The sequence below is a fragment of the Rhizobium sp. 57MFTsu3.2 genome (assembly GCF_012932765.1).
In the GTDB taxonomy this organism is placed as follows: domain Bacteria; phylum Pseudomonadota; class Alphaproteobacteria; order Rhizobiales; family Rhizobiaceae; genus Rhizobium; species Rhizobium altiplani.
The window spans coordinates 40,495-62,071 of the sequence record NZ_JDWI01000001.1 but is presented as its reverse complement, the minus strand read 5'-3'; the positions used below and the strand labels follow the sequence as shown (position 1 = coordinate 62,071).

Annotated in this window: 20 protein-coding genes; 4 read left to right on the top strand and 16 right to left on the bottom strand. The window is 60.0% G+C overall.

Annotation, left to right across the window (positions count from 1 at the left end; all coding sequences use genetic code 11):
* Window positions 1-8 precede the first annotated feature (8 nt).
* The 5 genes from AF71_RS00295 to AF71_RS00275 form a co-directional block, all read right to left on the bottom strand.
* Complete coding sequence (locus AF71_RS00295; RefSeq protein WP_025658774.1) at window positions 9-404, bottom strand: VOC family protein; 396 nt, start codon at window positions 402-404, stop codon at window positions 9-11.
* Between the two features lie 47 nt (window positions 405-451).
* Window positions 452-1,201 carry an ABC transporter permease gene (locus AF71_RS00290; protein ID WP_169679157.1) on the bottom strand — a complete coding sequence of 250 codons (750 nt, stop codon included), beginning with the start codon at window positions 1,199-1,201 and terminating at the stop codon, window positions 452-454.
* Window positions 1,198-2,142, bottom strand: coding sequence for an ABC transporter ATP-binding protein (locus tag AF71_RS00285; RefSeq protein ID WP_169679154.1), 945 nt, complete (start codon window positions 2,140-2,142; stop codon window positions 1,198-1,200). Before AF71_RS00285 ends, AF71_RS00290 begins: the two co-directional genes overlap by 4 nt.
* Window positions 2,139-3,305 (bottom strand): ABC transporter permease, encoded by a 1,167-nt coding sequence (locus AF71_RS00280; protein ID WP_169679151.1) that lies wholly within the window; start codon window positions 3,303-3,305, stop codon window positions 2,139-2,141. The genes AF71_RS00285 and AF71_RS00280 overlap by 4 nt, the downstream gene beginning before the upstream one ends.
* 65 nt (window positions 3,306-3,370) lie before the next feature.
* Window positions 3,371-4,279 carry an ABC transporter substrate-binding protein gene (locus tag AF71_RS00275; RefSeq protein WP_169679149.1) on the bottom strand — a complete coding sequence of 303 codons (909 nt, stop codon included), beginning with the start codon at window positions 4,277-4,279 and terminating at the stop codon, window positions 3,371-3,373.
* A 420-nt stretch (window positions 4,280-4,699) separates the two neighbouring features.
* Here AF71_RS00275 and AF71_RS00270 point away from each other — a divergent pair, with 420 nt between their 5' ends.
* Complete coding sequence (locus tag AF71_RS00270; protein ID WP_169679145.1) at window positions 4,700-5,893, top strand: LysR family transcriptional regulator; 1,194 nt, start codon at window positions 4,700-4,702, stop codon at window positions 5,891-5,893.
* 32 nt (window positions 5,894-5,925) lie between these two features.
* Window positions 5,926-6,648 carry a copper homeostasis protein CutC gene (locus tag AF71_RS00265; protein WP_018857668.1) on the top strand — a complete coding sequence of 241 codons (723 nt, stop codon included), beginning with the start codon at window positions 5,926-5,928 and terminating at the stop codon, window positions 6,646-6,648.
* On the opposite strand, the gene AF71_RS00260 is transcribed toward AF71_RS00265, so the two are convergent.
* The 7 genes from AF71_RS00260 to AF71_RS00230 all read right to left on the bottom strand — a co-directional run bounded on the left by AF71_RS00260 (window position 6,645) and on the right by AF71_RS00230 (window position 14,606).
* Window positions 6,645-7,664 (bottom strand): zinc-binding alcohol dehydrogenase family protein, encoded by a 1,020-nt coding sequence (locus AF71_RS00260; protein ID WP_169679142.1) that lies wholly within the window; start codon window positions 7,662-7,664, stop codon window positions 6,645-6,647. The two genes, AF71_RS00265 and AF71_RS00260, sit on opposite strands and share 4 nt — an antisense overlap.
* Before the next feature lie 66 nt (window positions 7,665-7,730).
* Window positions 7,731-8,705 (bottom strand): ABC transporter permease, encoded by a 975-nt coding sequence (locus tag AF71_RS00255; RefSeq protein ID WP_112657577.1) that lies wholly within the window; start codon window positions 8,703-8,705, stop codon window positions 7,731-7,733.
* Window positions 8,706-8,729: 24 nt separating this feature from the next.
* Window positions 8,730-10,280, bottom strand: a complete 1,551-nt coding sequence (locus AF71_RS00250; protein WP_169679139.1) for a sugar ABC transporter ATP-binding protein — start codon at window positions 10,278-10,280, stop codon at window positions 8,730-8,732.
* A gap of 121 nt (window positions 10,281-10,401) precedes the next feature.
* A complete protein-coding gene (locus AF71_RS00245) occupies window positions 10,402-11,388 on the bottom strand; it encodes an ABC transporter substrate-binding protein (RefSeq protein WP_062373436.1) in 987 nt (328 codons plus the stop codon).
* Window positions 11,389-11,593: 205 nt separating this feature from the next.
* On the bottom strand, window positions 11,594-12,040 hold the full coding sequence (locus tag AF71_RS00240) for an RbsD/FucU domain-containing protein (RefSeq protein ID WP_025658784.1): 447 nt from the start codon (window positions 12,038-12,040) through the stop codon (window positions 11,594-11,596).
* Between the two features lie 9 nt (window positions 12,041-12,049).
* Window positions 12,050-13,069 (bottom strand): aldo/keto reductase, encoded by a 1,020-nt coding sequence (locus tag AF71_RS00235; RefSeq protein ID WP_169679136.1) that lies wholly within the window; start codon window positions 13,067-13,069, stop codon window positions 12,050-12,052.
* Between the two features lie 34 nt (window positions 13,070-13,103).
* Window positions 13,104-14,606 carry an altronate dehydratase family protein gene (locus AF71_RS00230; RefSeq protein WP_025658786.1) on the bottom strand — a complete coding sequence of 501 codons (1,503 nt, stop codon included), beginning with the start codon at window positions 14,604-14,606 and terminating at the stop codon, window positions 13,104-13,106.
* A 240-nt stretch (window positions 14,607-14,846) separates the two neighbouring features.
* Here AF71_RS00230 and AF71_RS00225 point away from each other — a divergent pair, with 240 nt between their 5' ends.
* The gene (locus tag AF71_RS00225) at window positions 14,847-15,764 is read left to right on the top strand and encodes a GntR family transcriptional regulator (RefSeq protein ID WP_169679133.1); all 918 of its coding nucleotides are present in this window, start codon (window positions 14,847-14,849) and stop codon (window positions 15,762-15,764) included.
* A gap of 210 nt (window positions 15,765-15,974) precedes the next feature.
* Here AF71_RS00225 and AF71_RS00220 read toward each other — a convergent pair whose 3' ends face one another.
* Window positions 15,975-16,253: a hypothetical protein gene (locus AF71_RS00220; RefSeq protein WP_169679130.1), complete on the bottom strand. Its 279-nt coding sequence runs from the start codon at window positions 16,251-16,253 to the stop codon at window positions 15,975-15,977.
* A 122-nt stretch (window positions 16,254-16,375) separates the two neighbouring features.
* Window positions 16,376-17,869, bottom strand: a complete 1,494-nt coding sequence (locus AF71_RS00215) for an MDR family MFS transporter (RefSeq protein WP_169679127.1) — start codon at window positions 17,867-17,869, stop codon at window positions 16,376-16,378.
* A gap of 777 nt (window positions 17,870-18,646) precedes the next feature.
* On the opposite strand from AF71_RS00215, the gene AF71_RS00210 reads away from it, so the two are divergent.
* On the top strand, window positions 18,647-19,771 hold the full coding sequence (locus AF71_RS00210) for a helix-turn-helix transcriptional regulator (RefSeq protein WP_169679124.1): 1,125 nt from the start codon (window positions 18,647-18,649) through the stop codon (window positions 19,769-19,771).
* A gap of 9 nt (window positions 19,772-19,780) precedes the next feature.
* Here AF71_RS00210 and AF71_RS00205 read toward each other — a convergent pair whose 3' ends face one another.
* Together AF71_RS00205 and csgH are read right to left on the bottom strand one after the other, a co-directional pair.
* Window positions 19,781-21,094 (bottom strand): hypothetical protein, encoded by a 1,314-nt coding sequence (locus AF71_RS00205; protein WP_169679121.1) that lies wholly within the window; start codon window positions 21,092-21,094, stop codon window positions 19,781-19,783.
* Between the two features lie 137 nt (window positions 21,095-21,231).
* Window positions 21,232-21,537 carry a curli-like amyloid fiber formation chaperone CsgH gene (gene csgH, locus AF71_RS00200; protein WP_169679119.1) on the bottom strand — a complete coding sequence of 102 codons (306 nt, stop codon included), beginning with the start codon at window positions 21,535-21,537 and terminating at the stop codon, window positions 21,232-21,234.
* Between the last annotated feature and the right edge of the window lie 40 nt (window positions 21,538-21,577).

The window sequence follows — 21,577 nt, the reverse complement described above, 5'->3', positions numbered from 1 at the left end:
TGAAGCTCTTAGAGATAACGGCCGTGACGCTGCAGGACTTCGATCTTGTAGCCGTCGGGATCTGTGATGAAAAAGAACAGCGCCAGCAACTTGCCGTCGCGATTGAGCTCGACGATCTTGCCGGGGTTCAATCCCGCCTCCGTCAGACGCTTGTGCTCCATCTCCACTTCCTGAACCGAGAGGGCAAGATGCCCGTAGCCGTTGCCGAGGTCATAAGGCTCGATGCGCCCCTTATTGACCGTCAGCTCCAGCTCGAAGCCGGTCTCGTCATTGCTCATGTAAATCAGGGTGAAGGTGTCGAAATCGATACGATCGGCGACCTTGAGGCCGAAGACCTTGCCGTAGAACTCGACCGAGCGCGCCTCGTCGAGAACGCGGATCATGGAGTGGATCATCTTGGCCAAGGCTGCCTCCCATTGCCGATATCACGGCAGCCTTGGTAGCCGTCGCCTCATGCCTGGCGCAAGCCAATTCTTTCAGTGATGGCGTTTTCGATCAGCCCCATCGCATCATAGATCAACACCGCCATCAGGCCGACGATCAGGCCGCCTTGCAGGATGAAGGCGGTATTGTCGGAGATCAGCCCGGCAATGATGACTTCGCCCAAGCCCTTGGCGGCCACCGTCGAGCCGATCGTTGCCGTGCCGATGTTGATGACGGTCGCAACCTTCAGACCCTCGAGGATCAGCGGCAGGGCAAGCGGCAATTCCACCTGAAAGAGCCGCTGCGTGCCATTCATGCCCATGCCGTCGGCGGCATCCAGCACGGAGGGAGAGACTTGCTTGAGGCCGGAGACGGTGTTTTCGAAAATCGGCAGGAGGCCGTAGAGAAAGAGCGCGATCAACGTTGGCCCGGCGCCGAAGCCGGTTGCAGGCACGGCAAGGGCGAGCACTGCCACTGGCGGGAAGGTTTGGCCGGCATTGGCGATCGCCCGGGACAGCGGCAGGAAGTCCTCGCCGCTTTTGCGGGTGACGAATATCCCGCCGAGGATCGCGAGAACGGCGCTGCCGACGATCGAGATCGCCACGAGAAACAGATGCGAGGCGGCAAGATGCGGAAGGCTGTTTTGGGTATAGACCGCCGGCGCATTGTTGCTCGTCAATGGTACGAGCAGGAAGGACAGCCACTCCGTCCGGAACAACAGGATCAGCAGCAGTACCAGTGCGGCAGCACGGAAGAGGTTCGCAAGGACGAGCTTCATGCCTTCCGGCCCAGTTCGAGCAATCGCGTCATCGAGATCGAGCCGACAGGCGCCTTGTCCGCATTCTGGACGGCGGCTTCGCCAACGCCCTGCCAGATCATCTCTGCCAGGGCATCTCGCAGGCTGAGCGACTGCGGCAATGCGTAAGCGAGGCCTGACTTTGCCGGCTCCATGCTGTCCTTCAGCGGCAGCAGCGACATCAGCTTCAGCGCCCGGTCGGAGGTGCCGGTCAATTGTTGCACGAAGGGATCGGCTGGCTCGGTCAGGATCTTTTCCGGCGTCGAGCATTGCAGCAGCTTGCCGGCGCTCATCACGGCGATCTGGTTGCCGAGATGGAAGGCTTCGTCCATGTCGTGCGTGACGAGGACGACGGACGTACCGAACTGCTTCTGGATCGCCAGCAGATCGTCTTGCGCCTTGCCGCGGATGACTGGATCGAGCGCGCCGAAGGGCTCGTCCATCAACAGCAGTTCCGGCTCCGCGGCGAGCGCCCGCGCAACGCCGACACGTTGCTGCTGGCCACCGGACAGCTGATGCGGATATTTCTCGGCAAAGGCCGCGGGATCGAGGTTGAACAGACCGAGCAGTTCCTCGACGCGGCTCTTGATTTTCGCCGTATCCCAGCCAAGAAGCTGCGGCACCGTCGCGATGTTTTGCGAAACGGTTCGATGCGGAAAGAGGCCGTGCCCCTGGATCGCGTAACCGATCTTGCGGCGTAATTCTGTCACCGGGACGTCCATGATGTTTCGCCCGCCGACGAAGATCTCGCCCGACGTGATCGGCACGAGACGATTGATCATCCGCATCAGCGTTGATTTGCCCGAGCCGGAGGTGCCGACAATAGCCGTGATCGAACCTTTCTCGACTTCCATCGAGACGTTGTCGACGACGGCCGCCGTGCCGTAGCGCTTGGTGACGTTCCTGATTTCGATCATGCTCATGCGGCGGATCCCCGTATGCTGTCGATGACCGCATCGAGGATGACGGCCGAAGAAAAGGCGAAGAAGACGGTCGGCACGGCGCCGAGCAGAACGAGGTCCATGGCTGTTTGACCGAGCCCTTGGAAGATAAAGATGCCGAAGCCGCCACCGCCGATCAGAGCCGCGACCGTCACCAAGCCGATCGCCTGCACCAGGACGATACGAATGCCCGTCAAAATGACGGGAAAGGCAAGCGGCAAGTCGATGCCGGTCAGAATTTGGCGACGCGTCAATCCCATGCCAGCAGCTGCATCACGTACCGAGGGATCGACTCCCTGCAGACCGACGACGGTGTTGGCCACGATCGGCAACAAAGAATAAAGGACAAGCGCGATCAGCGCCGGCGCGGCGCCGATGCCGCGAATGCCGATCGAGGCGGCGGCGGGCACGTGCGTCGCGAGATAGCCGAGCGGCAGCATCAGGATGCCGAAGAGCGCAAGGCTCGGGATCGTCTGGATGAGGCTGAGGCCCTGCAGGACGACGGCACGCAACTTTGGAACCCAGAAACACAGGATGCCGAGCGGCAGGCCAATGACGATGGCGATCGCCAGTGAGCCGAGTGCCAACAGCAAATGGGCGACCGCTTCCGTCCAGAACTGCGCGGATCGGGTCGCGAATTCCTTCATGATCGAGAGATCGTCGAGCAGTCCGGAAGCCAGGAAGATGCCGAGCAATCCGGTGTAGGCGACAAGGGCCGCAATACGCATCCACGGCGTAAGCTTGATCTTCACGAGCGCGTCCGAAACGACGAGCCCGATCACCGCAAACAGCACCCAGAACCCACCGCCCGGCGTCATGCGCGCGGCATTGCTGGCCGGTGGCGTGAATGCCGAAGCTGCAAATCCAATGGTCGCGAGCAGCGCAGCAAAACAAAGGGTGGCGATCACCAGCCGCAGCAGCGCATTTTGAAGAAAAAGTACGGCAAAGGCCGTGGCCAGCAGGAGGATCGTCAGGATGAGGGCGGAGGGTTGATTGAGTAGCTGCGTCAGCAGCATGGGCTTTCCGGCGGCGATGCGGTTTGCCTTCACATAGATGAAAGGCAGGAGCGCAGTTGCGACAACGCCTGTTGTCACCAGCACCACGCCGAGCCGGTCCAGTTTGCGGACCGCTAAGGTTTCTTCCATCGATCCATCCTGTCCGGTCGAAAGGCTGCTCCGCCCGTGGGCAGGCGGAGCATCGGGCAACGAGATTACTTCAGGAAGCCCTTTTCCTTCAGGAAGCCTTCGGCAACCGACTTCGCCGGTTCGCCGTCGACCTGGATCTTGCCGTTCAGCTTGCGCAGTTCATCGGCGTTCAGGCTCTTGAAGATCGGTGCGAGCACTTCCTCGATCTTCGGGTTTGCCTTCAGCACTTCCTCGCGGATGATCGCGGTCGGCGCATAGACTTGCTGGACGTTCTTGTCGTCCTCGAGAACCGTCAGTTCCGCGGCCTGGATCGCACCATCTGTACCATAGACCATGGCGGTGTTGGCGCCGTTCGTCTGGTCGGCTGCCGCCTTGATGGTCGCGGCCGTGTCACCGCCCGAAAGGACGATTTCCTGGTCTGGCTTCAGCGTGAAGCCGTAGGTCGTCTGGAATGCCGGAAGCGCGCCAGCCGAGTTGACGAACTCGGCGGAAGCCACGAGCTTCGCCGCACCACCGCCTGCGACCCACTTGCCGAAGTCCGACATGGTCTTCAGGTTGTTCGGGCCGGCGACGTCGTTGCGGACCGCGAGCGCCCAGGTGTTGTTGGCGGGGGAAGGCGCCAGCCAGACAATCTTGTTGGCATCGTAATCGAGCTTTTTGGCCAGTTCGTAGCCCTGTTCGAGGTTCTTCCAGGCTGCATCGTCGGCCTTGTTGAAGAAGAAGCCGGCATTGCCGGTATATTCCGGATAGATGTCGATTTCGCCTGATGTGATTGCCTTGCGAAGAACCGGCGTCGTCCCAAGCGCAACACGGTCCTGCGTCTTGATGCCGTTTGCGTTGAGCGCGAGCACGATCACGTTGCCGAGCAGCGTGCCTTCAGTATCGATTTTCGATGAAACGACGACGTCTGCAGCATGGGCCGCCCCTGCCGCAAAGGCGGAAAGCGTGACGGCAAGAGCGAATTTCTTCAACATGGATTGTCCCCTTGATTTACACCGTTTGACCTCGTGGCAGGCCCTGGCGGGAGCCTTCCACGTATAAAATCACCGGCGAAAGCAGTCTGGCTGCGATCATGCCGGAAATACGTGCGTCATGGAAATAGCGTTCGCGTTCGAAAAATCGATGCAAGCCTCTCCAGTTTTGCGGTCGCGGCGCGATTATGGCGGTGAATGCAAATGCTTGCGCGAAAATGCATTTCCTTTTCCATCGCTGCCGCGATTTGTTTTTGTTCCCTTGCGTGTTTCCGCAGATGTCCGGTGCTCTTCAGTGCTTCTACTGTCCAACCCGGTTTTGTTCTTGGCGGGAACGATAGCCGCCGGATTCCCCGACAGGGATATCTTTTTTCGCGAACACATCATATCGTTCGATTTTTCATACTGTTACGGAGAAAGCGATTGCAGCTCGGCACGTTGTTTGTCGCCAGTCACGTGCTCACATCGGGTTCGGTCAGAGAGACGGCACGAAGCCTTTCGCTTGCAGCATCGACGGTCTCGACCGCCGTCCGCAATCTCGAAACGGAGCTTGCCCTGAAGCTGACAGAGCGCGGCTCCGGCGAGCTTGCGACGCTCCTCGCCAGCAACGACGTGCGCGAAAAGCTCGCCCCGATCGTGCGGGCAGCTGAAGAGCTCGCGAACTGGGTGGGGACCAACGAACCGTCGCGTCTGCCGATCAAGATCACCACGATGGAGCGGTTCCTTGAGGTCGCTGACCAAGGCAGCATCAACCGGGCGGCGCGACGGCTGAAGCTCGGTCAGCCGCAGCTTTCGCTTCAGATCGCGACTTTGGAGAAGGCGCTCGGTCATCGCCTCTTCGAGCGGCAGGCTAATGGCTCCGCGCTGACGGAGCAGGGTAGCCGGATCTATGCCATCTTGCAGGCCATCACGCAGGAGTGGAATGATCTGAAAGCGTCCGCTGACGAACGCTATCAGCGCACGGCGCGGGCGCTGCGCATCGGTTCGATCATTCCGACAGGATCGGAAAGTTGGGTTGCACGATGCCTTGGCGCTCTCGTCGCCGAATGGAACGCCCGCCGCAGCAAGAATGCCCTGTCTCTGGTGTTGATGACGGCGGATGACTTGCGGGAAGCTTTGAAATCCGGCCGGATCGACGTTGCCATTCTCGACTCCGTTTTTGGTCTTGAGCGCTTCCAGCATCGCGAGTTGCTGAAGACCGAGATGGTCCTGATAGCACCGCTGCAAAGCCGAGAGCGAACAGTGGCCGAGCTTGTCGAAGGTCACGCGATCTGCACGCCGAGTTCGAGGACGGGGCTTGGACACGCCACGATGGCGCTAAGCCACGAGCGCACTGCCAATCGCAGGCACCGCAACCAGGATATCACTGCCGCCGACTCTCTGCCTGTGATCGTCGACCTTGTCGCCAACCATGGCTATATCTCGTTTCTTGGCCGCGTCAGCGCCATGCCCATTGCCGACAAGGTTCGCATCGTCGAACTTGAGGAGTCCATCCCGATGTCCTATCACGTCGCCTTCAACCATCGGAAAGCCTCGGCTGACGCAAGTGCCGTGATTGTCGCCGCCGTTGCCGAAATAATTGCCGAACCCGTCGCGCAAGAAAACGCTTTCGCTTAAATGGACGGCGCGGCGGACAAGGAGATTCGAGCGTGAGCGTTTTGCTGGAAGTGTGCGTGGACAGCCCGCAGGGGCTTGCGGCTGCAATTGCCGGCGGTGCGGGCCGTATCGAACTCTGCTCGGCGCTGGAGCTTGGCGGGCTGACGCCGGTCGCCGGCCTGATGAAAGCTGCCGCCGCTGCGCCCATTCCGGTCTATGCAATGATCCGCCCGCACGCCGGCCCTTTCGTGTTCGATGCGGCTGACGAAGAGGCGATGATGGCTGATATCGATGCCGTGCGCGCCTTCGGCCTTGCCGGCGTCGTCATCGGCGCCAATCGCCAGGACGGCAGGCTGGACATGCCTCTGATCAGCCGGCTAAGGGCGCGTGCCGAGGGACTTGGATCGACCCTCCACCGTGCCTTCGATCTCGTCCCTGATCCCGGTGCAGCACTGGAACAGGCGATCGAACTCGGCTGCGAGCGCATCCTGACGTCAGGCTGTGTGCCGAAGGCGATCGACGGCCTGGAAACGCTGAGCCGTCTCTCCCGCAAGGCGGCTCGCCGTATCTCGATCATGCCCGGCAGTGGCGTGCGTCCAGGCAACGTCGCTGAGATACTGCGGGCCACCGGCACAAGCGAGGTTCACGCCTCCTGCAGCTCACGGGTCGACAGCATCGACCCACGGGCGGTTACCTTCGGCTTCGAAGCAGCGACAACGAACCGGACGGATGCCGACGTCGTTCGCCAGATGCGGGCGGCGATCGACGCGCTTTAAGCGCCGACCTTGATGACCGCTTTGATCAGGCCGCTCTTTTCATGAGCCCAGCGTGCCAGGTCTCGTGGCGCATTCTCCAAAGTCGTACGGTGGGTGATCAACTGCTCGACCGGTACGAGGCCCTTGGCGATCGAATCCGCGACATGTTCGAAGTCCACGCGGGTCGCGTTGCGGCTGCCGATGACCATCATTTCGCGCTTGTGGAACTCCGGATCGGAGAAGCGAATATCGTCCTTCACGACGCTGACCAGCACCAGCGCGCCGCCATGGGCGACGAAGCCGAAGGCTTTCTCCATCGATGGGCCATAGCCGGTGGCATCGAAAACGACGTCAAAACCGTCGCCGCCAGTCATCGCCCTGACAGCATCGGCGGCACCTTCGCCTGCAATGATGCTAGAGGAAAAGCCGAACCGATCAACGGCCATCTGCAGCCGTTCCTGACTGGTGTCGAGCAATGTCACCTCATGCCCTGATATCCGCGAGAAGATTGCGGCCCCGAGCCCGATCGGGCCGGCACCGATGACGAGCGAGCGTGATCCGGTCGGCGCCATCGAACGGCGAACGGCATGGGCGCCGATTGCCAGAAACTCCGTTGTGGCTGCAGCTTCCAGGCTCACGCCCTTCATCGCATAGAGATTGCCGGCAGGCACCGTGATTTCGTCGCAGAAAGCACCGTCGGTATGAACGCCAAGCACTTTGATATTGGTGCAGCAATTCGGCTTGTCTTGGCGGCAGGCGACGCAGGTGCCACAAGAGAGATACGGGTTGACGACCACAGGCGTTCCGACCGCCATGGCAACGCCTTCGCCCGCTTCGACAACCGTCGCCGAGATCTCGTGCCCCATCACGCGGGGATATTCCAGGAACGGGTGCTTGCCCTCGAAAATGTGGTAGTCCGTGCCGCAGATACCGACATGGCTGACCGCAAGCCGTACCCAGCCCGCTTCAGGCGCGCCGGGGGAAGGGCGTTCCACGAGTTCGAGGACGCCAGGTTCGTGGCAGAGCACTGCTTTCATGATGATCTCGCATTCCCTAGATGGAAGAAGCCGGCCTTTGGGCCGGCTCCCTGTCTCGCTGCCGGCTTACGGGGTGCGGCGGCGGCGCAGTTGGTCAAAGTAGACGATGACGATGATCAGCAGGCCGGTGATGATGCGCTGCCAGAACGAATTGACGTTCAGCAGGTTCGCACCGTTGTTGATGGTCGCCAGAATGAAAGCGCCGATGAGCGGACCGTGGACCGTACCGACAGCGCCGAACAGGCTGGTGCCGCCGATGACCGTGGACGCGATCGCCTGCAATTCCCATCCGTCCGCCTGCGTCGCATTGCCGATCGCGATACGCGAGGCTAGCAGGACGCCGACGAAGGCAGCGAAAGTCGCCGAGAGAATATAGGCGAGATAGATAATGCCGTTCACCCGCACGCCGGACAGGCGGGCCGCTTCGCGGTTCGAGCCGACGGCGAAAAGATAGCGCCCCCAACGGCTCAAGTGTAGGAAGACGTAGGACGGGACTGCGACCAGAATAACCATCCAGAACAGGCTTGGCACGCCAAGGAAGTCGGCGCGGGCAAAGTTCGTGAAGGGCTCGTTGACGATGTTGATCGTCGAACCATTGGTGATCAAAAGTCCGATGCCGCGCAGCGAGGTCAGCGTTGCCAGCGTGATAATGAAGGGCGGCAGTCCCATCTTGACGATGCCGAAGCCGTGGAATACCCCGATGCCGACGCCGATCAGCAGCGTGATCAGGATGGACGCCCAGACCGGCACGCCTGCTTGCAGCAGCCAAGCCAGGATAACGGTGCAGAATCCGACGATCGCGCCGACCGAAAGGTCGATGCCCGCGGTGATGATTACGAACGTCTGGCCGAGCGCCAGAATGGCCGTCATTGCGCCCTGCCGCAGCAGGTTGGAAATGTTCAGCGGCGTCCAGAAGCTCGCTGTGACGAAGCCGAGAACGATCCAGAGGAAGGCCAGGAGACCGATGAGGGTCAGGCCAAAAAGGATATTGACTTTTCGGCGCGGCGGCGGCGCGGCGATATCGGTGGGGGTTACGGTCATTGGTTCTCTCTCCCTCTTATTCTTTTAGACACCGATCGCTTCGCTGAGCACTTCTTCATGTGTTGCCGCGTGGAAGTCGTGGCTTGCAACAAGCTGGCCGCGGCGGAAGACGTGCAGCCTGTCGGCGAGCTCATAAACCTCAGGCAGATAGGAGGAGATCAGGATGATACCCGCGCCTTGCTTGAGAAGCTTTGCAAACAGCCGGTAGATTTCCGCCTTCGTACCGACGTCGACGCCCACCGTCGGCTCATCGAAGATGAAGAGGCGAGCGCCGTAGCTCAGCCACTTGCCGATGACGACTTTCTGCTGGTTCCCGCCCGACATGGCCGAAACCAGGACACGCCGGCTCGGCGTCTTGATCGCCAGGTCACGGATCTGTTGGTCGGCATTCTGCGATTCCTCGCTGTGGCTGATGACAGGACCCTTGCTCAGCCGTTTGAAGACCGGAAGATTGATATTCAACCCGATTGGCAGGTTGAGGCAAAGTCCCTGGTCGCGGCGGCTTTCCGGCGCCAGCGCGATCCCGAGTTCCATTGCAGTGCGCTCGTTGGTGATATCGACCTTCTTGCCCATCCAGTGGATCTCGCCGGCCGTGGTCTTTTCCCGCCCGAACAGGCCGAGCGCGAATTCGCTGCGCCCCGCGCCGATCAAGCCATAGAGGCCCACGATCTGGCCGGCCTTGACCGAAAGGGAGACGTTCTGGAAGCCCGGGCCGGAAAGCCCGCGAACGTCGAGAATCGTGTCGCCGATCGGGATCTCTTCCTTGTGATAGATCTGCTCGATCGAGCGGTTGATCATCAGCGCGATCAGCTCGGCTTCGTTCGTCTCGCCGATGGTGCGGGTGCCGACATGCGTGCCGTCGCGCAGCACCGAAACGCGGTCCGCGAGCTCGAACACTTCTTCCATGCGATGACTGATGTAGACGATCGTGACGCCTTCGCTTTGAAGGCGGCGGATCAGCTTGAAAAGCTGCGCCGATTCCTGGCGGGTCAGGTAGGCTGTTGGCTCGTCGAAGATCAGGAATTGCGTGCCGCGCATGGCCGCGCGCGCAGTCGCAACGAGTTGTTGTTGGCCGATCGTCAAATCGGCGAGAGGCACGCCGGCAGGCAATCCGAAACCGAGATCGTCGAGGACGGCCTGCGCCATCTTCTCCATCTCTTTCTTGCGCATCAGCCCGTATTGATTGACCTCGTCGCCGAGAAAGAGGTTGGCCGCTACCGTCAAGTGCGGGCAGAGAACGACTTCCTGGTGGACGGCGTTGATGCCGCGCGCTATCGCTTCGTTGGGCGTTGCCAGGGCGACGGGGTGGCCGCACCAGAGAATCTCGCCCGCCGTTCTGGCAATCACACCGGTCAGAAGCTTGATCAGGGTCGACTTGCCAGCCCCATTCTCGCCGACGATCGCGTGGATCTCGCCGGCCAGGAACGTCATCGTCGCCGGCTTCAGCGCCTGGACGTAGCCGTAATTCTTTTGAAGTCCTTTAAGTTCGAGGATCGGGGCGCCCGCAGGAATGCGGCTTGCCTCCGTCAGCGTGGCGCTGTCATCGTGGCGATGACTGACCTCTTCCAGGCTCATGGGCGTCTCCTCCTCGCGAATTGCCGTCTCTCCACCAGCAGTCCGCGCTCCTCATGCGGACGATAACACAGGTGAAGGAAAGGCCGCGCGGGATTTCTCTCGCGCGGCCACGTCGTGTGATTTACTTGATCTTGGGGTTCAGCAGAGCGTCGATCTTCGGGTCGCTCATGTTGGCCTTGGTGACCAGGTTTGCGCCGGTGTCGACGTTGGCCTCGACCTTCTCGCCCTTGGATACGGCGAGCGCCGTCTTCACGCCGTCATAGCCCATGCGGTAGGGATCCTGCACGACGAGACCTGCGAGCGAGCCGTCCTTGAGGAAGCCGACCGTCTTGTCGTCGCTATCGAAAGCGATGACCTTGATCTTGTCGCCGAGCTTGTTCTCCGCGATTGCCTGGCCGACGCCCTGTCCCAAGATGAGGTTCGAGGCGAAGGCGCCAACAAGGTTCGGGTTAGCCGTGATCAGATCGGTCATCATGTTGAGACCGGTCGTGGCCTGGCCGTCGCCGTACTTGTCAGCAATGACCTTAAGGCCGGGATGCTTCGTCTTGATCTGATCCAGGAAACCTTCACGGCGCTGCTCGAGCGAGCCGACGCCCGGCAGGTTGGTGAGGATGACGACTTCGCCCTCCTCCTTGCCGGTCATTTCCTTAATGGCGGCAGCAAGGCCGTCAGCCGCGATGCGGCCGCCCTGGACGTTGTCAGTCGTCAGGAACGACTTGAAAGCCTTGGAATCGGCGGCCGAGTCGATGCCGATGATCGGAACGGACTTTGCAGCTTCATCGATCGGCTTGCCAAGCGCCTTGAACTCGGTCGGCGAGATCACGATTGCAGCCGGCTTACCGGCAACGGCGTTTTCAAGAATGCTGATCTGGCCGTTGATGTCGGATTCGGCCTGTGCGCCGAGTTCCGGAACGTTGACACCTAGATCCTTACCGGCAGCGCGGGCGCCGGCCAGAACGATCTGCCAGTAGAAAGAGGTCGTGTCCTTGACGATGATCGGAATCGTCACGTCAGCTGCAAACGACGTTACCGGCATTGCGGTGGCGATAGCGGCAGCACCCGCGAGAGCCGTGAAGGCTCGGCGCGACAGAATGGATTTCATGCGCATGTAGTTCTCCTCCTAGGTGCGTTCTCCTCCAAGAAACCGTACCGCTGAACGCAGGCGGGCGATTTTTATCGATAAAAAACAGTTACCACGAGAAGCTAGCCGAGCGAAAGTCAAATTGCAAGTACTGCAAGCGGCTCGCTCATTGTTTCTTTATCTATCGCAAGTAATTGTTTTTCCAATCGTTCATCCGCAGTCTAAAGTGCTGTCAGCCGCGATAGACTTCGTCCGGGCGAACAACACCTTTCTTCAAAATCAGGTTACCGTACAGCCGGAATTCTGTCGTCGCGACAATATAGGCGGCCGTGCGGGCACGCTCATAAAAGGCGAAGCGTTCGAGGGATGCGATCTTGAAGTCGCCGGCGCGCCTCGAAACGATTTCCTGAAATTCGGCGCAAACGTCGGGCACTGCGGTCGGGTCGCCGACAACTTGCATGCGCCACGCCGTTTCCGGCACGAACGTATCGAGCGGAAAATGCGTCAGGATCGCCTCGGCCATGTCGGTGGCGCTGACGCCATCGGCACGAATGACTTCCGGACCCATTGTGCTCGAGGGAAAGTTGGCGTCGGCGATGACGATATCGTCGCCGTGCCCCATGCGGGCGATCGCACGCAGCAGGTCGGGATTGAGGATGGGGTGGATACCTCTAAGCATGGTCCGTCCTTATACACGCACGGCGTCTTCGCCGAGCGGCGGTGCGACGAGCGTCAGAGAGTCGAATTCCGGGAAGATCGAGTCCGGCAAGGCTGGCTCGAAAAGCTCCATGTTGCGTGTCAGGCTCGAAGCCTTGGCCGTGCCGATCAGTACCGAGGAGACGAGCGGATCGCGGAGCGGGAACTGGAGCGCCGGGGCAGCCAGCGACACGCCATGTTTGGCAGCGATCTTCTCCATGCCCCCGACCTTGGCGAGGACATCGTCTGTCGCCGGCATGTAGTCGAAATGCGAGCCGGGCACGGGGCCCGTCGCAAGGATGCCGGAATTGAAGACGCCGCCAACAACGAGCGAGGTGCCCTTTTTCCGGCAAAGCGGCAGCAGTTCGGCAACCGCCGACCGGTCGAGCAGCGTATAGCGCCCGGCCATCAGGATGCAGTCGATGTCGGCATTGCGCATCACGTCGAGGCAGATCGGAATCTCGTTGACACCGAGTCCAAAGGCATTGATCGCTCCGGAGGACTTCAGTTCCTCGAGCGCCTTGATGCCGGTGTCCAGGAAGTGCTTCTGCAGGACAGCGTTCTTCGCCGCGCCGTGGGTGTATCCGCCAAGGTCGTGAACGTAGAGTATGTCGATCCGGTTCAGTCCGAGACGGGCATAGCTGAATTCCACCGAGCGCATGATGCCATCGTAGGAATAGTCGTAGTCGGCATCGAAGGAGAGCGGGTCGACATAGCTATAGTCTGGAACGGTTCCCGTCGGCACCGGGCGCAGCAGCCGACCAACCTTGGTCGAGAGCACCCACTCCTTTTCCGGCTTGTCGCGCAGGAAGTCGCCGAAACGACGCTCGGCGAGACCGAGGCCATACCACGGTGCGACATCGAAATAGCGAATGCCGCTGTCCCATGCAGCCTCAAGCGTCTCCATAGCCTGTTCGCGCGGGCAGGCGCGATACAGGCCACCGAGAGCGGCGCCGCCGAAGCTTACTTCGGTCACCTCCAGCGCCGTGCTGCCGATCCTCCTCGTCTTCATTATTCCTCCCCTGAAGACTTGATATGCATCTGATTTAGAGTGTCGCACCCAAATGCCACGGCACAAACTCATTGTCGCCGTAGCCGAATTCCTCGCTCTTCGTCTTCTTGCCGGATGCCGTGTCGATGATCAGGTCGAAGATCTCGCGGCCCTTGGCGCTGATCGTCGCATCGCCTGTCGCGATCGTGCCGCAGTCGATATCCATGTCCTCTTCCATCGAGGCATAGAGAGCCGAATTGCTGGAAAGCTTGATCGAGGGCGCCGGGCGGCAGCCGAAGCAGCTGCCGCGGCCGGTGGTGAAGGCGATCATGTTCGCGCCGCCGGCTACCTGACCAGTTGCGGAGACGGGGTCGTAACCGGGGGTGTCCATGAAGACGAGGCCCGGTGCGCTGACGCGCTCGGCATAACCATAGACGGCTGTCAGAGGCGAGCGTCCGCCCTTGGCGACGGCTCCGAGTGATTTTTCAAGGATCGTCGTCAGGCCCCCGCGCTTGTTGCCGGGCGACGGATTATTGTCGAGCGATGCCCCGTGCATCGCCACGTACTTCTCCCACCAGGCGATCTTGTCGTCGAGCTTGCGGGCAACCTCGTCGCTGACGGCGCGGCTGCGCAGAAGGTGCTCGGCACCGTAGATCTCGGAGGTTTCGGAGAGGATCGCCGTGCCGCCGGCAGCTGCCAGCAGGTCGGCTGCAACGCCGAGCGCGGGGTTGGCGGTGATGCCGGAAAAGCCGTCCGAGCCGCCGCACTGCAGGCCGATGATGATATCGCTGATCGGCAGCGCCACGCGCTTTTCCTTGCCGACATCCTGCGCAATTTCACGCAGCATGCCCATGGCGCGCTCGACGGCGCGTCGCGAGCCGCCGGCATCCTGAATGTTGAAGTGACGCTTGGAGTTCCCGGCGCCGCTTTGGCCGTAGAGTGTCAGCTGGTTGACTTCGCAACCGAGGCCGATCATCAGCACGCCGCCGAAGTTCACATGCCTGGTATAGCCGGCAAGGGTCCGGTGCAACACGGCCATGCCGTCACCTGTGGAGCTCATGCCGCAGCCCTGGTCATGGACGATCGGCACGAAACCGTCAATACCGTCGAAATGCGGCAGGATCGTCTTGTTGGCCTCGTCGGCGATCGCCCGACAAACGGTGGTGGAACAGTTCACGCTGGCAATGATGCCGATGTAGTTGCGCGTCGCCGAGCGGCCGTCGGCACGACGATAGCCCATAAACGTGCGCGCACGATCCGCTGCAGTTGCTTCCTCAGGCGCCGAGTTGGCGGTCGCGGCAAGACGGTCGTTCTCGAAGTGCAGATTGTGACTGTGAATATGGTCGCCGGCCTTCACGTCCGCCGTCGTCCGCCCGATCGCCTGCCCGTATTTGATGATGGGCTGGCCAAGCGGAATATCGGCGAGTGCGATCTTGTGACCGGGGTCGATCTTCTCGCGGGTCTGGATGCCGGCGACCGTCGCGCCGGATGGGATCGCCGCCGTCGCAACCGCAACGTTGTCGCCGGCAGACAGGATGATCCAGGGGTCCTTGGTCAACATTCTTCTCCCTAGGGGAAACACTCGCTTCGTCGGCGAATGTTCATTGATTTTGTTTTTTATCTACAATAAACATTTTCAAGTCAACGGGATTATTCATCCTGTGGACGAGGGAGGCAAACAGCCGCATGCAATCCAAAATAAGATAAGGATTGCTGACAGATAAGCTTCTGCCACGCTTCGCGCCGCAACTTCGTGGCCGTCCGATCCGTGTTGCCGAGGCAAAAGGGCGGGGTGTGCATGGCAAGGCAGAATACAGTCTTCAAGGAAGCGTACAACCGCTATGCCGCCGCTTTGCGGACGGATGCGGCATTGCCCTCGGAGCCCGAAATAGCGGCGCAGCTCGGCATCAGTCGCAGCACTGCGCGCGCGATTCTGACACGGCTCAGCGATACCGGCATTATTCGTTGGAACAAGCGTCAGAAGATCGTCCTCAGGCAGCCGACCGAAGCCGATTTCTTTCCATCAGAAGAGACCAACTCACTTCACGACATCATCGAGCGAAGCTTCATGCAGCGCATCTTGTCGGATGATGCCGCACCGGGCATGCAGATCAACGAATTGGAGCTCGCGCGCGAGATCGGTACCGGCACCACGAGTGTCCGCGAATTCTTGATCCGCTTCTCGCGGTTTGGCTTGATCGAGAAACGGCCGAACAGCCACTGGATTCTCAAGGGCTTCACACGCGATTTTGCGCTTGAGCTCGCAGACGTGCGCGAGATGTTCGAGCTGCATTCGGCGGCGGAATTCGGCAAACTTCCGCCAGAGAGCGACGCGTGGCGCGCGCTGTCTGACATCAAGGCGGATCATCAGGCGATGCTGCGTGATCTCGACACGCGCTACAAGGATTTCTCCACTCTCGACGAGCGCTTCCATCTGCTCATCCACGCGGCTTCGCGGAACCGCTTCATTGCCGATTTCTACGATGCTATCGCGATCATCTTTCACTATCACTACCAGTGGAACAAGGCTTTCGCTCGCGAGCGCAACGAACGTGCCATTCATGAGCATCTGGATTATATCGCCGCGCTGGAGTCTCGTGATCAGGCAGCGATCGATTCCGCCTGCCGTCTGCACTTGCGCTCGGCGCGCCAGACCCTGCTGCAATCAATTCCACTGACGCCCTCCGACGAGGTTCTGACGGAAGGCCAATCTTGAGAGAAAACCCGGCCGGAACCGGGCTAATTTCTATTTCACGCCTGCTTTCTATCAGGCGCGACTTTTGCTCCCTCTACCGGCGAAGGGGAGCGCACGTTCCGCAGGCAGTCATTTGCGTCGTCAGCGACAAAATCCTCCTCTTCACCTCGATAGAGGCAATTCCTTCGCGTGTTATTTTGGGGCTTAGAAAGGCCTGCTCACCATTCAACGTTATCGGCAGCGGCGTACTGTCTTGGTGACCTCATCGCCATCGTCGGTCATCGTTCTGACGGTCTTGGTGTAGCAGCCATCGCGATAATAGCGGTCACGATCGCGAACCGCGCCAACTCGGATGCCGTGCTCGTTGATGGTAATTCCGGGACGCACACGATCGTACTCGTCGTCGTAGCTCCGTTCGCGCATTATGGACACGCTGTCAGCCATTGCGGGAGCGACGAACGAACAGAGCGCCATAGCTGCAGCAGTGCAATTCATAAGGGTCCTTCGCATCTCAATTCTCCTTCCCTGCTGAAAGACAAACGAAGGAGAACAGACCTGGTTCCTTAAGAAATGACGCGCAGGTTGGCCTGACGATCCTCTTTCGAGCATCACATGTGGTCCAGGTTGAAGGTTTAGTGCGACGTTTCGGTGGCGGCTGACGTCACCGATGCCCGGCCTTGCTCGCGTCCCACAGGAATGAGCCAGGCCGACAGGAACGTGAGAACGGCAACCACCGCCACGCCCCAGAACGTCCAGTGAAGCGATGCATCGAAGACGGTGCGGATTGCGGGATCGGCGGCCAATTCGGAAAGCCCGGTTGGCTGGTTCAGAACATCATGCAGCGAGCTTGCTGCGTCCCCGGCGGCATAGTGGCTGATGCCGGCGTTGAGAATGGCACCGAGCACGGTTGCTCCGAGGGTATTGCCGAGGCTGCGGGCGAAGATGATCGACGCTGTGGCGCTGCCGCGCATCGACCATTCGACACTGTCCTGTACAAGCGCGATACTGGTGAGGCTGATCAGCCCCATGCCGAAGCCCATGAAGAACGAGCCTGCTCCCGCGAGCGCGGGGTGGCTGTCCGGTGTCAGGAAGAGCAGGAAGGAAGCACCGAAGGGAAACATCAGGCTTCCAACCCGTAGCGTGCGTCGGATGCCGAACGCCCTGAACAAGCGGCTGGAGAGCATCACAGCCAGTGGCCACCCGACGACCAGCATCGTCAACGTGAAGCCCGCGACGATCGACGACCGTCCGAGGACGCCTTGGACGTACATGGGCAATACGGTCGAAAGCCCGATCAGCGCCATGCCGGCAAGCAGTGTTGCGGCGTTGCTGGTCGCGACCAGCCGGCGGCTCCAGAGAGCAATGGAAATGATCGGCTCGGCCGCCCGCTTCTCCTGCAGCAGGAAAAGGACGGCGGCGACGGCGAACACCAGGGCGAGCAACGCCAATACCCACGCCTTGGCATCCGCGGCTTCAGTCAGGATGACGAGCAGCGCAATGACGGCGATCGAAAACAGGATGGCGCCGAGATAATCGATCTTCGCCTGCTTGTGCGCGACCGATTCCTTGAGGAAGAGGGAGAAAGCGGCGATCGACACGATTCCGATCGGCAGGTTGATCCAGAAAATCCAGGCCCAGGAGATGGTATCGACGATCACACCCCCGGCGAGCGGCCCGACAACCGCCGATGTGGCCCACACTGTCGCCATGACACCCTGCACGCGGCCTCGCTCCTCGAGCGTGAAGAGGTCGCCGATGATTGTCATTGTTACCGGCTGGATAGCCCCGGCGCCAAGCCCTTGCAGCAGGCGGAAAACGATCAGCGAAGCCATCGACCATGCCAGCCCGCAGAGTAGGGAACCGAAGAGAAAGATCAGGATGCCCGAAATCAGCACCGGTTTGCGCCCGAAGATGTCCGAAAGCTTGCCGTAAATGACGGTTGTCGTCGACTGGGCCAGAAGAAAAGCCGAGAAGACCCAGCTGTAATAGGTAAAGCCACCCAACTGCCCAACGATCTTCGGCATGGCGGTCGCGACGATCGTGGCTTCGATCGCGACCATGAAAGTCGCGAGCATGATAATGGCGACGACGAGCGCGCGGTTCGAGCGCAGAGCTGTATGGGACATGAGATCTTCTCCGGGTGCTCCGCGAAGTGCCAAAAAATGACGGCAAGTCGGCTAGGCGGGCTGGCGCGGAGTGTAGCACCGGTTCTAGGCCGCCGACCGGAAGGCGTCAATTATTATCCGTTTGGTTACGAGTGCGGCTTCCGCGCGGGAGTCGCATCTGGATGGCGCACGCTTAGGGCGAGTTGGGCGTCAAGAAAGCAAGACGACACATGCGGTATGCGCGGCGCCTCTGCCACCTCAATTGGCTTGAAGTTCAATTACCGGATGTTAATAGTCTCTCTATCGGTTGCAATAATATATACCCCTATTGTTGTAATAAACTCGCGTCATTTTACATTTTACAACAAGAAAGCGCATGCTATTCTTAGAATCTCTAGTTTAGGGACACGTGGCGAGACTATTCTCGGCACGGCGTGCATTTTCAGCGCTGTTTGGTGCTTGAAAGGCCAAATGAGCGCTTTTGGCTTGTGATCGGCATCGGCCGAGCAAGTTGAGGACAAAAAGACTCAATCTTGAGGAGGCATCCGATGTTTCATAAAGAGCCTTGGCTTTTCATCGGCTTCTCTTGAGGCCGCTGAGGGCATGAAGCCGACAGGCAAGTGGCTGGGAACCACCTTCGACCGCATGGTCGGACCGGGATCAAGGTAGCCTGAAAACACTCATGAGGCGAATGCGCGGCAATGGTGCCGCAGTAGGCGATATCGAGCGGCAGCGTTCTGAAACGACGCGGCCGGGCCTAAAAATCTTGGAAATTCGCCAAGCGTTGGAGTGGGTCCGATGATCAATAGCTTTGGTGAAGACACTTACTTGCCTTTGGTACAACTAATCTACGAAACCGTGGTAAGCCCTCCCGAATGGGAGAAGGTCATAGCGGAGCTGATCAATGCCACCAAGGCTGCCGCCGGGGCAGTCGTGGGCTTCAAGGGGGCGGAGGATCGGCGCGCGAGCGTGTTTGCAAAGGGCGTCCCGAAAGCCGCGCTCTGCAATCCGCAGATGATCGCTGCACTGCACGCGGCGACGCTCACCTTGGGACAGGGGGCGTTCCTGACGATCGACCTGAAGGCCAAGCTCAATCCGCAATGGGACAAGCCCGTGCACGAGTGCTTTGGTGTCGAGGGCAGCCTTCTGATACTCGTTCTCGTCAAGGAAGGCGGACGCAGGATTGCATTGATGCTTCATTTCGATCGCCCGGGTCGGAGTGAAACAGATAGAGCGGCCGAAGCGCTGATGAAATTGCTGCCGCACTTTCAGACGGCCTTTGCAATTCAGAAGACCACGCTCTTGGAGCGTGAGAAATCCGCACATATGGAGAGCGCCTTCTTCAGTTCGTCCGCACCCTCTGCGATTATTACGGAAGACTATCAGGTTCGCCTGGCGAATGGGAGCTTCGAGAAATTTGTCGAAGCGTCGCATCTGCTAGTCGAATATAGCGACTCCGTGATCGATTTCGTCGACACGGCACTTCAGGACGAGGTTGCACGGCTGATCGGTATGGCGGCGTCGCATGGACGTGTTCGACACGTTGCCTGGGTTGAGGACAAGGTGAAGAACGTCAAATGGCTCATCAGCGTCGATGCGCTGTCGGGACGTGTCGGCCTCGGCTCGCAGTTCAAGAACGTCTTTGCGACCAACGAGCGCGTTTATATGCTCACGATACGCGAGCTCGGCGGAAACAGCCTGCTGGCGCCTGACACCATCAAGTCCATCTTCGGCCTGACACCGACGGAGGCCGATCTTGCCTATTGCCTGTTGCGGGGAGAAACGGCGTCCGAAATCGCGCGGCAACGCGGGGTCTCGAAAAATACAGTCCATAATCAGCTTGCCTCCGCGATGGCACGCGTGGGCGTGAACCGGCAGACGCAGTTTCTGCACTGCCTTTCCATGCTCTCCGCGATGTGCTGATCGTGCTGCTTAGAACCGCCAGGTAACGCTGACGGAGACGTTGTAATCGATGGCATGACTCATGCCTATCGTGGGCGATACGCCGCCCGCATCTGCGACATAGTTGATCGTCGGTACCTTGTTAATGTAGTTCACGCCGGCGTCCAGGCCGACCTGCAGATTCTCCGTGGGCGCGTAGCGCAGCCCGGCGCCAACGCCGGCAAGCAAGCTGGCGTCGTCGCGCGTCTGGGAGACAAAGTCGAAGGCGCCCGTCGATACGCTCGGCAGAACTGCGGAATAATGGCTTCGATAGTGGGAATGCAGGTAGGCCCCGCCAAATCTCGCATCGAACGAGACGCTGAGATCCGGCTGCAATGCCTTGGCGACCGAGAGCTCAGCCAACGCCCCGACATAGCGTCCATCGAGTTCGTCGTCTTGCGCGACGCTGACCTGCGGTACCACCACGCCCGGGTAGTTCGCGGTAATTTGGAGCGTCCGACGAAAATCCACGTCGCGATCGATGGACCTATACATCGGGCCAAACTTGGGCGTGATCGTCCAGCCGCCTTGAAGGTCGATCGGAGCGCCAAGCAGTAGTGTCTGATCGATGACCGTGGCGTCCTCGCTGCGCTCATCGACGATTGAGCTGTTACTGAGGTCGCCGGTAGCTCGAAGGGTCATCCCAGTGTTGTCGGCATAGGCAGCATAGGCCGCGGCGCTTTGTGTATCGCCGTTCGTGAGGAGCGCGGCAAAGGTGCCGCCGGTTATCGCGCTATTCGAGGCAAACTGAGTCACACGTCCGCCCACCGGTGAGGAGCTTGAAATAAGTATGCCGACTGTCCCGCCTGCGCTGTCGTTGACTGTAACATCAACTGTTGCAACCGCTGGTAGCGTTCCGGCGGGTGACGCGAATAGCGTGCTGATGTTGCCGTTTGCGGAATTACCATAGACCAGGTTCAGGGAATTTTGCCCGGCAAGGCTTGTACGGTCCGTGGAATTGGAAGAAAGGTCCGAGATGCTGCCGTTCCACTCCAGGATCAACGGCTGCGATCCTATCTGACCGAGCGGCACATCCAAGCTGATGCCAAAATTCGGGCCGTCGTCAACGACCCTGCTGTCGCCGCTTCCGAAGAAATCGGGCCGACGCGAACCCCAACTTGGCAAACTCAGCCAGTTGATGCCGACCCCGAGCTGCAAGGTTAGAGCAACTTCGTCGCTCTGTGCTGTAGGCACTGGCTTGGTGTCATCCGCAGCCGCAATGGATGGCGTCCCTGCAAGGTTTGCCAAAACTGCCGCGAGGACAGCAGGCAGCTTGTGCGACCGAACAGCCAGCCAGATCCGCATTCCCTCGTCACCCCAAGATAGCCGTCGACACACACGCCGACGCTGCGCACCGAGGTCTATTACTATTATAATTTAGTGTACAATCAATTAGCGGCCGTTTCCTTTCCTGGGAAGATCGTACGAACGGTGCATAAATATCACGGCACCGACACCACGCAGAGCTTTTCGCCGTTTGGACCATAGACAGTCAGCCGGGCGCTCCATCCGTTCGGCGACGCGGAGATCGTTGACCGTGAAAGCGCAAGCCGTCCCGGGTCATCCTTCTGGAAATCGCCGCCTTGAACATTGCTTGAGGTGTTGCCGTTGGAATTCGAAAAAATCTCGAATTGATAGCTTCCTTCGCCGCGACCGTTGCTTTCGATCGTCGGGACCAGAGTCATGACACCTCCACTCTCCTTATGATGCTCTATAATGCAGTGTACGGGCGGGAGGGCCGCAATCATTGTAGGACTCCGAGCAAAAGAGGTCAGCGGCATCGCCGCT